The organism is Microbacterium sp. 22215, from assembly GCF_052045655.1.
Taxonomy (GTDB): domain Bacteria; phylum Actinomycetota; class Actinomycetes; order Actinomycetales; family Microbacteriaceae; genus Microbacterium; species Microbacterium phyllosphaerae.
In genome coordinates this window covers 67647-80029 of record NZ_JBQEPC010000012.1, presented here as the reverse complement: position 1 = coordinate 80029, position 12383 = coordinate 67647, and the positions used below count along the sequence as shown (strand labels likewise).

The window sequence follows — 12383 nt, the reverse complement described above, 5'->3', positions numbered from 1 at the left end:
ACCGGGAGGGAGCCGGGCCGGAAGCGTCGGTCACCAGCGGCCGAGCGCCACCGAGAGGACGGCGATCGCGGCCGGACCTGCCGTCGACGTGCGCAGCACGGTGTCGCCGAGCAGCACGCGCTCGGCGCCGGCATCCGACAGCTTCGCGAGTTCGTCGTCGGAGATCCCGCCCTCCGGCCCGACCACGAGGACGATGTCGCGGCCGTCCGGCTCGAGTTCCGACAGCCGGGTGGTCGCACTCGGGTCGAGCAGAAGCACCCGCTGAGACGAGGCGCGCGCCGCGAGTCCTGCGGTCGACGCCGGAGGCGAGACCTCGGGCACCCACGCACGATGCGCCTGCTTGGCCGCCTCACGGACGATGGTCGCCCAGCGTTCGCGTCCCTTGACCGCCTTCGGGCCCTCCCACCGAGAGACGCTGCGGCTCGCCTGCCACGGCACGATCTCGTCGACGCCCAGCTCGCAGGCCGCCTGCACCGCGAGCTCGTCGCGATCGCCCTTCGCCAGCGCCTGCACCAGGATCATTCGAGGATTCGGAGCCGGCTCCTCGGAACGAGCCGAGATGCGCACGTCGACGCGAGACGGTGAGACCTCCTCAGCGGCGCCGGTCAGCCACACGCCGGCGCCGTCCCCGACCGTCACCGCCTCGCCGACGCGAAGTCGGCGCACGACGGCGGCGTGCTTGGCCTCAGCCCCCGTGAGCGACACGAGGTCGCCGATCGTGGCATCCGACGAGGACTCGAGAAGGAAGTGCAGTGCCATGAGCGCCGTCCGGATCAGTGCGAGCGGAAGCGGTCGCGGAGCTTCGAGAAGAGTCCCTGCTGGAACTGAGCGAGCTGGGGTCCCGGTGCCTTCGTCTTCTTCGCGAAGTCCTCGATGAGCGCGCGCTGCGCCGAATCGAGCTTCGTGGGTGTGACCACCTGGACGCCGACCCGGAGATCTCCGCGCTGGGTCCCGCGCAGCGGGGTGATTCCGCGGCCCTTGATCGTGAGGACGTCACCCGACTGCACTCCGGAGCGGACCTCGAGGTCGACCTCGCCGTCGAGCCCCTGGATCGTCGTCTCGGTGCCGAGGATCGCGTCGGGCATCGAGACCTCGAGGGTCGCCAGCAGATCGTCGCCGTCGCGGCTGAACGAAGGATGCGGATTGACGGTGACCTCGACGTACAGGTCGCCGTTCGGGCCGCCCGCCTTGCCGACCTCGCCGGATCCGGGCAGCTGCAGGCGCAGGCCGGTCTCGACGCCGGCCGGGATGTCGAGGGAGACGGTGCGACGCGAACGCACGCGACCCTGGCCGCCGCACGTGCCGCAGGGGTACGGGATGGTCGTGCCGTAGCCCTCGCAGGTGCCGCACGGCTGCGAGGTGACGACGTTGCCGAGCAGGCTGCGCACCTGGCGCTGCACGTGGCCCGATCCGCCGCAGATGTCACAGGTGACAGGCGACGTGCCCTCCTGACAGCACGAGCCGTTGCACGTCTCGCACAGCACCGCCGTGTCGACCTCGATGTCGCGGTGCGCGCCGAAGACGACGTCACCCAGATCGAGGGTCACGCGCACCAGTGCATCCTGACCGCGCTCACGACGCGAACGCGGGCGCGCTCCTCGGCCGCCACCCTGGCCCGCACCGAAGAACGTCTCGAAGATGTCGCCGAAACCGCCGAAGCCGCCGAAGTTCCCGGCTGCTCCGTCTCCGCCGCCCATGTCGTAGCGACGACGCGAATCGTCATCGCTGAGCACGTCGTACGCGTGCGTGACGAGCTTGAACCGCTCGGCCGCGTCTTCTCCCGGGTTCACGTCCGGGTGGAGCTGACGAGCCAGGCGTCGGTACGCCTTCTTGATCTCGTCGGTGGAGGCGTCGCGAGAGACGCCGAGTACCTCGTAGTGGTCTGCCACAATGGCCCTTCTGCGTATATGTGTCGTCTGGGCGCCCGCGTCAGCGGGACGCCTCGTCTTCGTCGAGCATCCGCGAGAGATAGCGGGCGACAGCCCGCGCCGCCGCGAGATTGCTCGGATAGTCCATGCGCGTCGGCCCCATCACGCCGACTCGCGCCGTGCCGCTGGGCGCGGCGTAGTTGCTCGCCACGATCGACGCCTCACCCAGGCCGAACGACGCGTTCTCCGTGCCGATGCTGGCCGCGAGGCCATGTGCGTCGGTCTCCATCTCGCTCATCAGGCGCAGCAGAGTCACCTGCTCCTCGATCGCCTCGAGCAGAGGATGGATGCTGCCCCGGAAGTCCTGCTCGCGTCGGGCGAGGGTCGCGGCACCCGCCATCACCAGGCGCTCCTGACGGAACGCCCCGAGTTCGTCGATGATGATGCTCGCGAGTGCGCGGAGCGCCACGTCATGCGAGTGCTCATCGGCGGCGAGCAGGCTCTGCAGTCCTTCGGCCGCGTCGCTCACCGCCCGCCCGGTGATCAATGCCGACAGGCGCACGCGAAGCAGCACCATGTCGGCCTCGTCGACGTCGACCGGCAGCGGCGCCATGCGCTGCGAGACACCGCCCGCGTCGGTGACGAGCACGATGAGAACCCGGTTCGCGGAGAGCGCGACGAGTTCGAGGTGAGTGAGGTGCGCCCGCGCGAACGACGGGTACTGCGCGAGCGCGACCTGCCCGGTGAGCTGCGTGAGCACGCGGACGGTGCGCACCATCAGGTCGTCGAGGTCGGCCGGCGCCGTGAGGAACGACTCGATCGCGGTGCGCTGCGCGACCGTGAGAGGACGCAACTGCGCGAGGTGGTCGACGAAGACGCGGTAGCCCTTGTCGGTCGGAACGCGGCCCGAAGACGTGTGCGGGGCAGCGATCAGCTCTTCGTCCTCGAGCAGCGCCATGTCGTTGCGGATCGTCGCAGCCGAGACCCCGAACGAGTAGCGGTCGACGATGGATCGGCTGCCGACGGGCTCGTGCGTCTCGACGTAGTCCTGAACGATCGCGCGGAGAACCTGGAGGCCTCTTTCACTGACCATCACGACTCCCTCCCTCTGGCACTCACTGGGTACGAGTGCCAATTCTACCCGCCGAGGCGGGCGCCGCGCTGATCCCCCTACGATGACGGGTATGAGTGTCGCGCCGCAGGTCACCGTGTCCACCGGAATCGTGCGCGGCGAGACTGTCGGCGGGGTGCACCGGTACCTCGGAATCCCGTACGCCGCAGCCCCGTTCGGGCTGAACCGCTTCCGGGCTCCTCAGTCGGCTCCCGCGTGGGAAGGCGTTCGCGACGCGGTGAGTTTCGGACCGACCGCTCCTCAGCATCCGTACCCCGGCGCCATCGGCGATCTGCTCGGTTCGGTCGAGATTCCCGGAGACGAGATCCTCTCGGTCAACGTCTGGGCTCCGGACGACGCCGACGGTGCACCGGTCGTCCTCTGGATCCACGGTGGCGCACTCGAGCGAGGCACCGCCGCGCTCCCCCTGTACGACGGATCCGGATTCGCTCGGGCGGGCATCGTGTTCGCCTCGATCAACTACCGCCTGGGATCCGAGGGCTTCTCGGTTCTCACGGGGGCTCCCCGGAATCTGGGACTCCAGGATGCCGCCGCGGGACTCGCCTGGGTGCACGAGGAGATCGCGTCATTCGGCGGCGATCCCTCGCAGATCACCGTGATGGGCGAATCCGCCGGCGGCGCCATCGTCGCCGGTCTGCTCGCCGTCGACTCCTCGCGAGAGCTCATCGCGCGGGCGATCATCGAATCCGGACCACTCGAGGCGCAGACCGCGAAGAAGGCCGGGCGCGTCACGGCGCAGCTCGCCAAGCGGCTCGGCATCAGGACCGACCGCGCGAGCTTCCTCGGAGCATCTCCCGCGAAGCTGCTGCATGCGCGACGACAGCAGTCCTCCGGCTCGTCTCCGCTGGGTGGGGCGCCCGGATTCCAGTTCGCCGTGGACGCCGAGTCGCTGCCTCGCTCGCCCCACGAGGTGCTCGCCGACACGGATATTCCCCTGCTCATCGGAAGCAACACCGATGAATACCGACTCTGGTTTCCTCCGGCTGCGCTGGCCGGAATCAGCGAGGCGAAGCTCCTGCTCGCACGACTCGCTCTGCGGATCCCGCGGAAGGCGCTCGCGGCCTATCGATCGACCTTCCCCGGTGCCTCCACCGGCGAGATCTTCGGCCAGCTCGCGACGGACATCATGCTGCGCGCACCGCTGACCCGACTGGCCAGGGCCCGCACCGCGCCGACGTACGTCTACGAATTCGCCTGGCAGAGCACTGTCCGCGACCTGCGTGCGGCGCACGCCCTGGAGCTCGGCTTCGTGTTCGATCGCCTCGGCGATCCCGAGGCGCAGCGGCTCGCCGGACAGGATGCTCCGCAGAGACTCGCGGACGAGATGCACGGAGCATGGATCTCGTTCATCAAGACCGGCGACCCCGGGTGGCCGGAGTTCGGCCCCGAGCGGATGACCCGCCTGTTCGACGCCGAGAGCTCGACCGTCGTGCAGAGACGCACCGAGGCGCTCGACCTGCTTCCCTAGCCATCCGACCCGAGGTCAGTCCGTGAGCTCACGCACCACCGCGTCGGCGAGCAGACGTCCACGAAGCGTGAGCTGCACGCGCCCGCGCACCGCGGCGGCGGGGTCGACGAGGCCGTCGGCGATCAGGCCGGCGACACGCGCGCGCTTGTCCGGCTGCAGGTCGGCGACCGCGATCCCCTCGCGGATGCGGCTCAGCAGCAGGACGCGCTCGAGGGTCCTCGATTCCGCATCGGGACGCTCGGTTCCGGCGGCCGGCGACTCCTCGGCGGCGAGACGCTGCGCATAGGCGGCCGGGTGCTTCACGTTCCACCACCGGAGCCCAGCGACGTGGCTGTGCGCGCCGGGGCCGAAGCCCCACCAGTCACTCCCCCGCCAGTACGCGAGGTTGTGTCGCGAGCGCTGTTCCACAGTGCGCGACCAGTTGCTGATCTCGTACCAGTCGAAGCCCGCCGCTGCGAGACGCGCATCGGCGAGCTCGTACATGTCGGCCTGCAGGTCGTCGTCCGGCGTCGGCACCTCGCCACGGCGGATCTGCCGCGCGAGCTTCGTGCCGTCCTCGATGATCAGCGCGTACGCCGAGATGTGGTCCGATTCGAGTGCGAGCGCCGCATCGAGCGACGCCTCCCAATCGCCGAGCGACTCACCGGGGGCGCCGTAGATGAGGTCGACGCTCACGGCGAGGCCTGCGTCCTTCGCCGCGGCGACCGCCGTCGTCACGTTCTCGGGGCGATGGGTGCGATCCAGCGCCGCAAGCACGTGCGGCACCGCCGACTGCATGCCGATCGACAGTCGGGTCACACCGGCGTCCGCGAGTGTGCGGGCGACCGCGGGCGTCACCGTGTCGGGGTTGGCCTCGACCGTGACCTCGGCGTCGGCCACCAGGCCGAACGCGTCGGTCGCCGCACCGAGCATCCGGGCGAGATCGCCCGCGGGGAGGAGAGTCGGGGTGCCTCCGCCGAAGAACACGGTGTCCATCGGTCGCAGCGCGCCCGCATCCGCGAGAACGCGCTGCGCCAGGTCGATCTCGGTGATCAAGGTCGAGGCGTAGTCCTCCTGCTTCGCGCCGCGAAGCTCGCCGGACGTGTACGTGTTGAAATCGCAGTAGCCGCAGCGCACCCGGCAGAAGGGGACGTGCAGATAGGCCGAGAACGGCACAGCCGGGTCGATCGCGAGATCGGACGGAAGGCGTCCGTCTGCCGGTGCCGGATCGCCCAGGGGAAGGGGACCGGCCATCAGAGAACTGCGGCCATCAGACCGGAGTCGCGTAGAGCGGCGAGATCGCGCGCAGGTAGCGTGCGAACAGCTCCCGGCGGCGGCGCTTCACGAGCGCGGGGACGACGCGGTACAGCAGCGAGTTCGGCGCATCGAACGCGCGCACCGAGAACCACACCTCGTCGTTGTCCTCACGCCAGTCGATGTCGAAGGATTCCTCACCGCGCACGACGGAGCCGCCGACCGTGCCCAGAACGAATCCGATGCGGCGCTTCTCTTCGGTGACCGAGATCACACGGAGTTCGGCATCCGCCCGCATCCCGCTCACACGCCCGTGCAGACGCAGGGTCATTCCGGGGCCTGCGAAGGGCGTGCCCTCGGCGTCGAAACGCTGCTCGACGTCGTTCTTGCTCGGGGCGATGGGCGTGCCCTCCGCATCGAAGCTCACGCCGGCGTATGCGGGGCCCGGTGCCGGGCGGACATCTTCGACTGTCAAACCCGAGGCGCGTTGCGCCGTCCAGGTCAGGAGCGATTCGCCGGCGGATTGGAAGCGTTCGATGCCGCTGCCGATCCGCCAGGAGTTCTCCGCCGGGATGCTGCGCTCCGGCGGATACTGCATCAGATCGGGCGCGTGGGTCGCACCCACGGCCGCATAGTCCACCGTGTCGTCTCGGAAAGTCCCGCGCCGCATGATTTCGAGCCTACTTCCCGTTGCCTGGACGATCACCCTGTACGCGCCGGGAACGACCCGACCCGAGGGCTGCTACTTCTTTTCCTTGCCCTCGACATCTCCCGAGAGTGCGGCGATGAACGCCTCCTGGGGAACCTCGACGCGGCCCACCATCTTCATGCGCTTCTTGCCCTCTTTCTGCTTCTCGAGGAGCTTGCGCTTGCGGCTGATGTCACCGCCGTAGCACTTGGCGAGCACGTCCTTGCGCAGCGCCCTGATCGTCTCGCGGGCGATGATCCTGGCGCCGATGGCGGCCTGGATCGGCACCTCGAAGTTCTGGCGAGGGATCAGCTTGCGCAGTCGCTCCGTCATCAGCGTGCCGTAGGCGTAGGCCTTGTCGCGGTGCACGATCGAGCTGAACGCGTCGACCTTGTCGCCCTGCAGCAGGATGTCGACCTTGACCAGATCCGCCTCCTGCTGTCCGGCGGGCTCGTAGTCGAGCGAGGCATAGCCCTGGGTCTTGGACTTGAGCTGGTCGAAGAAGTCGAAGACGATCTCACCGAGCGGCATCATGTAGCGGAGCTCGACGCGCTCCTCCGAGAAGTACTCCATGCCCAGCAGCGATCCGCGGCGCGACTGGCAGAGCTCCATCACCGTGCCCACGTAGTCCTTCGGCAGCAGGATCGCCGTCTTCACCATCGGCTCCGACACCGAGCCGATGCGGCCGTCGGGGTACTCGCTCGGGTTGGTCACCGTCACGGTCTCCCCCGTGTCGCTGGTGAGGACCTCGTAGATCACGCTGGGAGCGGTGGTGATGAGGTCGAGACCGAACTCGCGCTCGAGACGCTCGGTGATGATCTCGAGGTGGAGGAGCCCGAGGAACCCGCAGCGGAAGCCGAAACCGAGGGCGACCGAGGTCTCAGGCTCGTACTGCAGTGAGGCGTCGGAGAGCTTGAGCTTGTCGAGCGCCTCGCGGAGCTCCGCGTAGTCGCTGCCGTCGATCGGATAGACCCCCGAGAACACCATCGGCTTGGGATCGGTGTAACCGGCGAGGGCCTCGTTCGCCGGCCTGCGCGCCGTCGTGACGGTGTCGCCGACCTTGGAGAGCCGCACGTCCTTCACGCCGGTGATGAGGTAGCCGACCTCGCCGACGCCCAGCCCCTTGGTGGGCACCGGCTCCGGACTCGACACGCCGACCTCGAGCGCCTCGTGCGTTGCCCCCGTGGACATCATCTGGATGCGCTCGCGGGGCGACAGGCTGCCGTCGATCATGCGGACGTAGGTGACGACACCGCGGTAGGCGTCGTAGACGGAGTCGAAGATCATGGCTCGGGCAGGTGCGTCGGCGTCGCCGACGGGTGCCGGGATCTCCTTGACCAGGCGGTCGAGCAGCTCCTCGACCCCTGCACCGGTCTTGCCCGAGACGCGCAGCACGTCTTCGGGCTTGCCGCCGATGAGGGATGCCAGCTCCTTCGCGTACTTCTCGGGGTCGGCCGCCGGCAGGTCGATCTTGTTCAGGACCGGGATGATGTGCAGGTCGTTCTCGAGAGCGAGGTACAGGTTCGCCAGCGTCTGTGCCTCGATGCCCTGTGCCGCGTCGACGAGCAGGATCGCTCCCTCGCACGCCGCGAGCGACCGGGACACCTCGTACGTGAAGTCGACGTGGCCGGGAGTGTCGATCATGTTGAGAGCGAAGGTCTCCCCCTCGATCTCCCACGGCATCCGCACGGCCTGGCTCTTGATAGTGATGCCACGCTCGCGCTCGATGTCCATGCGGTCGAGGTACTGGGCGCGCATGTCACGGTCCGAGACCACGCCGGTGATCTGGAGCATGCGGTCGGCGAGGGTCGACTTGCCGTGATCGATGTGCGCGATGATGCAGAAATTGCGGATCTGCTTCGCAGGCGTCGCGGCAGGCTGAAGAGGGGTGAGGGCGCGTGGTGACATGTCCAGATGATTCTACGGTGAGGCACCGCTAATGCCCGATTCGCTCGATCCGGTGATATTCTGCCGAGGTTGCCCGGGAGCAATCCGTGACACCGGATCCCGTGAGCGATAAGACTCCGTCACAGACCAAGTGCAGGCGTCGTGTCGCGCAGATCGGCTGATGGTGATTGACTGTCTTCCCGGCTCAGCGTTGCGTCGGCGGATCCCGCGCGCGTCTGTAAAAGAGAAAGAATCATCACCTTGATCAAGTATCTGTTGCGCCGCCTGCTGGGATGGGTGCTGATGATCGTCATCGCGACGAACATCACCTACTTCCTCGCGTGGCTGTACCTCGACCCGGAGAACAACTACGTCGGACGGCGCCCCCCGCTCTCCGCCGAGCAGATCGACAATCTTCTGCGTCCTCGCAACCTCAGCGAGTCGGTCCCTCTCATCGAGCGGTGGTGGACCTGGTTCTCGGGAATCATCTTCCGCTGGGACTGGGGCCTCGGACCCACCGGCGAATCCGTCAACGAGCAGGTCGCCTACCGGGTCTGGGTCAGCGCCGAGCTGGTTCTCGGAGCAACCATCATCACGACCATCCTCGGCATCGCGCTGGGCGTCTACACCGCGTCCCGCCAGTACAAGCTCGCCGACCGCATCGGCCAGGGCACCAGCATCATCACGATGAACATCCCGACCGTCGTCGCAGGTTTCGCCCTGGTGCTCCTCGCGATCAACTTCAACAACGCGGTCGGAACCACGGTGTTCTACGTGACCGGCTCTTCCAGCCAAGGCGTCGAGGGCTTCTTCCCGGTCCTTCTCGACGTGCTCCAACATCTGACGTTGCCCACTCTCGGCCTCGTACTCACGGGATACGCATCGATCCACTTCCTGCAGCGCTCGCTGCTGCTCGACAACATCAAGGCCGACTACGTGCGCACAGCACGGGCCAAGGGACTGACCAAGCAGCAGGCGATCCGCAAGCACGCTCTCCGGACGTCGCTGATCCCCGTGGCCACGCAGGTCGCCTTCACGATCCCTCTCGTGTTCACCGGCGCGGTCATCACCGAGCGCATCTTCAACTGGAACGGCATGGGCAAGTACTTCCTCGACACACTGAACAACAACGACGTCCACGGCGTCGTCGCGGTCGCGGCGTTCGGCGCCCTGATGACCGCGATCGGCGCCATCCTCGCCGATGTCGCGGTGGTCGTCCTCGATCCGAGAGTGCGGGTGAGCTGATGTCCCTGGAATCCATCGGGGTCTCCCCCGAGATCGCCGTCCCCGAGACACCGAAGAACCGCAAGCGCACCTCGATGCTGACGCTCTACACGCGTCGGTTCATGCGCAACCGCGGCGCGGTGATCGGCGTCGTCATCCTGGCCCTGCTCGTCGTCTTCGCGATCGTCGGGCCCCTCATCGCCCCGTACTCGCACACGGACCTGGACTTCCTCGCGCTGCGTCAGGCACCGTCGGCCGAACACTGGTTCGGCACCAACGGATCGGGAAACGACAACTTCGCCCAGGTCGCCGTCGGCCTGCAGCGGTCCATGATGATCGCCGCTCTGGTCGCGATCGGCACCACGGTCGTGTCAGCGCTCGTCGGAGCGACGGCCGCCTACTTCGGCGGTCGGTACGAGCGGATCATGCTGGCGATCATCCACTTCATGATGGTCGTCCCGAACTTCCTGATCCTGGCGATGATCTCGAATGACGCCGGTGGGAACTGGCTCGTCATCTCTCTCGTGATGATCTTCATCGTGGGCTGGTTCTTCCCCGCCCGGATCATCTGGACGCTCTCACTCTCGATCCGTGAGCGCGAGTACGTCCACGCCGCTCGCTACGCAGGCCTGTCGGGCATGCGTATCGTGGTCCGCCACATGCTGCCGAACATCGGTTCGCTGCTCGTGATCAACTTCACCCTCGGTGTCGTCTCGGCCGTGCTGACCGAGACCGCGCTGTCGTTCCTCGGATTCGGTGTGAAACTGCCCGACGTGTCGCTCGGTGCGCTGATCGGATACGGCTCGAGCACGCTCGTGAGCGCGCCGTGGCTGTTCTACTTCCCCGCGGCGGCGCTGACGCTGCTCACCGTCTCGATGGCACTCATCGCCGACGGTCTGCGTGACGCCCTCGATCCGACCTCGGCGGCTGGAGGTCGCGCATGAGTACTGTTCTCTCCGTCCGAGACCTCAAGGTCAGCTTCCCGTCCGAAGCGGGTCGTGTCGACGCCGTCCGTGGCGTCTCGTTCGACCTCGAGGAGGGCAAGACCCTCGGCATCGTGGGCGAGTCCGGTTCCGGCAAGTCCGTCACGTCGCTCGCGATCATGGGTCTGCTCGACGACAACGCCAAGGTCACCGGATCCATCGTCTACGACGGCCAGGAGCTGCTCGGCAAGTCCGACAAGCAGCTGTCGGTGATCCGCGGCAACGGCATGGCGATGGTCTTCCAGGACCCGCTCACCTCGCTCACGCCGGTGTTCACGATCGGCGACCAGCTCATCGAAGCGCTCACCGTGCACCGCAAGCTCTCGAAGAAGGAGGCCTGGGATCGCTCCGTCGAGCTGCTGAACCTCGTCGGCATCCCTGAGGCGGAGCGCCGTATGAAGGCGTTCCCGCACGAGTTCTCCGGCGGTATGCGCCAGCGCGTCGTGATCGCGATCGCGATGGCCAACAACCCCAAGCTGATCATCGCCGACGAGCCGACGACCGCGCTCGACGTCACCATCCAGGCCCAGATCCTCGAGCTGATGGAGAAGGCGCAGGAGGAGACCGGCGCGGCGATGATCATCATCACGCACGACATGGGCGTGGTCGCGAAGACCGCCGACGACGTCCTGGTGATGTACGCGGGCAAGCCCGTCGAGCAGGCACCGGTGCGCGAGCTCTTCTACCGCACCCGGATGCCCTACTCGATCGGGCTCCTCGGAGCCATCCCCCGCGTCGACAAGTCCGAGAAGGTCCCGCTGATCCCGATCAAGGGGAATCCGCCTCTCCTGATCAACCTGCCGGATGCATGCCCGTTCGCCGCTCGTTGCCCGATCGCGATCGACGCGTGCCGTGAGCGCGAACCGGACCTGCTGCCCGTCACCACGAGCGGTCACACCGATCACTCGGTCGCCTGCATCCGTGCGAACGACATCGACGACGACGGGAAGATCGGCGGCCTGCCGGTGTTCCCGATCCCCGAGATCCCCGAGAGCACCCTCGCCAAGGTGCCGCGCGAGGATCGCCCGATCACCCTCGAGGCCGTCAACCTGAACAAGTCGTTCCCCCTCATGAAGGGCGCCGTGTTCAAGCGTAAGGTCGGCGAGGTCCACGCGGTCAAGGGCATCAGCTTCGACATCCGCCAGGGAGAGACCCTCGCGATCGTCGGAGAGTCCGGCAGCGGCAAGACGACGACTCTGTTGCAGATCATGGATCTCGTGGCGCAGGAGGACGGCGACATCAGGATCGGCGGCACCAGTGTCGCCGACATCAAGAACCGCGCGGAGGAGCGCAAGCTCCGCCGCGACCTGCAGATCGTCTTCCAGGATCCGATGGGCGCGCTCGACCCCCGCATGACGGTCTGGGACATCATCGCTGAGCCGATGTTCGCGATCGGGATGAGCAAGGACGACGTGTTCGACCGCGTCGAGGAGCTCATGGGGCTCGTCGGTCTCGACCCGGCGCACAGCGATCGATTCCCGCAGGCATTCTCGGGTGGCCAGCGTCAGCGCATCGGCATCGCCCGCGCGCTGTCGACCAACCCGAAGATCGTGGTCCTCGACGAGCCGGTGTCTGCTCTGGATGTCTCGATCCAGGCCGGCGTGATCAACCTCCTCGACGAGCTCAAGGCCAAGCTCGGCCTGTCGTACCTCTTCGTCGCGCACGATCTGTCCGTGGTCCGGCACATCGCCGATCGCGTCGCGGTCATGTACAAGGGCTCCTTCGTCGAGCACGGCGACGTCGATCAGGTGTTCGACGATCCGCAGCATCCCTACACGAAGGCGCTGCTGTCGGCGATCCCGATCCCGGATCCCGACGTCGAGCGCACTCGCGAGCGCATCATCCTCCCCGTGGAGGGTTTCGACGCCGAGGCCGTGGCGGCCGGCTGACCTGTGCGCCG

Annotated in this window: 10 protein-coding genes; 4 read left to right on the top strand and 6 right to left on the bottom strand. The window is 67.5% G+C overall.

Going from position 1 to position 12383, the window contains the following annotated elements:
* Positions 1 to 30: 30 nt before the first annotated feature.
* The 3 genes from ACTJKH_RS16760 to hrcA are packed head-to-tail and all read right to left on the bottom strand — an operon-like array spanning position 31 to position 2961.
* Positions 31 to 759, bottom strand: coding sequence for a 16S rRNA (uracil(1498)-N(3))-methyltransferase (locus ACTJKH_RS16760; RefSeq protein WP_440737860.1), 729 nt, complete (start codon positions 757 to 759; stop codon positions 31 to 33).
* Between the two features lie 14 nt (positions 760 to 773).
* Positions 774 to 1889 carry a molecular chaperone DnaJ gene (gene dnaJ / locus ACTJKH_RS16755; RefSeq protein ID WP_259162755.1) on the bottom strand — a complete coding sequence of 372 codons (1116 nt, stop codon included), beginning with the start codon at positions 1887 to 1889 and terminating at the stop codon, positions 774 to 776.
* 40 nt (positions 1890 to 1929) lie between these two features.
* Positions 1930 to 2961: a heat-inducible transcriptional repressor HrcA gene (hrcA, locus tag ACTJKH_RS16750; RefSeq protein WP_210098202.1), complete on the bottom strand. Its 1032-nt coding sequence runs from the start codon at positions 2959 to 2961 to the stop codon at positions 1930 to 1932.
* Positions 2962 to 3052: 91 nt separating this feature from the next.
* On the opposite strand from hrcA, the gene ACTJKH_RS16745 reads away from it, so the two are divergent.
* Positions 3053 to 4468 (top strand): carboxylesterase/lipase family protein, encoded by a 1416-nt coding sequence (locus ACTJKH_RS16745; protein ID WP_440737859.1) that lies wholly within the window; start codon positions 3053 to 3055, stop codon positions 4466 to 4468.
* Between the two features lie 15 nt (positions 4469 to 4483).
* On the opposite strand, the gene hemW is transcribed toward ACTJKH_RS16745, so the two are convergent.
* From hemW to lepA, 3 genes are all read right to left on the bottom strand, one after another.
* On the bottom strand, positions 4484 to 5701 hold the full coding sequence (gene hemW, locus ACTJKH_RS16740; protein WP_440737858.1) for a radical SAM family heme chaperone HemW: 1218 nt from the start codon (positions 5699 to 5701) through the stop codon (positions 4484 to 4486).
* Positions 5702 to 5717: 16 nt separating this feature from the next.
* A complete protein-coding gene (locus ACTJKH_RS16735) occupies positions 5718 to 6371 on the bottom strand; it encodes a DUF1990 family protein (RefSeq protein ID WP_259162760.1) in 654 nt (217 codons plus the stop codon).
* Positions 6372 to 6443: 72 nt separating this feature from the next.
* Positions 6444 to 8297, bottom strand: a complete 1854-nt coding sequence (gene lepA / locus ACTJKH_RS16730; protein ID WP_440737857.1) for a translation elongation factor 4 — start codon at positions 8295 to 8297, stop codon at positions 6444 to 6446.
* 240 nt (positions 8298 to 8537) lie between these two features.
* Between lepA and ACTJKH_RS16725 the strand changes: the two genes are divergently transcribed.
* Genes ACTJKH_RS16725 through ACTJKH_RS16715 form a run of 3 tightly spaced genes read left to right on the top strand, consistent with a single transcriptional unit; the run spans position 8538 to position 12372 of the window.
* Entirely contained in the window at positions 8538 to 9521 is a 984-nt protein-coding gene (locus tag ACTJKH_RS16725) for an ABC transporter permease (RefSeq protein WP_210098207.1), read from the top strand.
* Positions 9521 to 10444 carry an ABC transporter permease gene (locus ACTJKH_RS16720; RefSeq protein ID WP_440737856.1) on the top strand — a complete coding sequence of 308 codons (924 nt, stop codon included), beginning with the start codon at positions 9521 to 9523 and terminating at the stop codon, positions 10442 to 10444. Before ACTJKH_RS16725 ends, ACTJKH_RS16720 begins: the two co-directional genes overlap by 1 nt.
* The gene (locus ACTJKH_RS16715) at positions 10441 to 12372 is read left to right on the top strand and encodes an ABC transporter ATP-binding protein (protein ID WP_440737855.1); all 1932 of its coding nucleotides are present in this window, start codon (positions 10441 to 10443) and stop codon (positions 12370 to 12372) included. Before ACTJKH_RS16720 ends, ACTJKH_RS16715 begins: the two co-directional genes overlap by 4 nt.
* Positions 12373 to 12383: the final 11 nt, after the last annotated feature.

Excerpts from the sequence above, each read along its gene's own strand:
- ACTJKH_RS16760 (WP_440737860.1), bottom strand. The coding sequence starts at position 759 with ATGGCACTGCACTTCCTTCTCGAGTCCTCGTCGGATGCCACGATCGGC.
- hrcA (WP_210098202.1), bottom strand. The coding sequence starts at position 2,961 with ATGGTCAGTGAAAGAGGCCTCCAGGTTCTCCGCGCGATCGTTCAGGAC.
- ACTJKH_RS16745 (WP_440737859.1), top strand. The coding sequence starts at position 3,053 with ATGAGTGTCGCGCCGCAGGTCACCGTGTCCACCGGAATCGTGCGCGGC.
- hemW (WP_440737858.1), bottom strand. The coding sequence starts at position 5,701 with ATGGCCGGTCCCCTTCCCCTGGGCGATCCGGCACCGGCAGACGGACGC.
- ACTJKH_RS16735 (WP_259162760.1), bottom strand. The coding sequence starts at position 6,371 with ATGCGGCGCGGGACTTTCCGAGACGACACGGTGGACTATGCGGCCGTG.
- lepA (WP_440737857.1), bottom strand. The coding sequence starts at position 8,297 with ATGTCACCACGCGCCCTCACCCCTCTTCAGCCTGCCGCGACGCCTGCG.
- ACTJKH_RS16720 (WP_440737856.1), top strand. The coding sequence starts at position 9,521 with ATGTCCCTGGAATCCATCGGGGTCTCCCCCGAGATCGCCGTCCCCGAG.
- ACTJKH_RS16715 (WP_440737855.1), top strand. The coding sequence starts at position 10,441 with ATGAGTACTGTTCTCTCCGTCCGAGACCTCAAGGTCAGCTTCCCGTCC.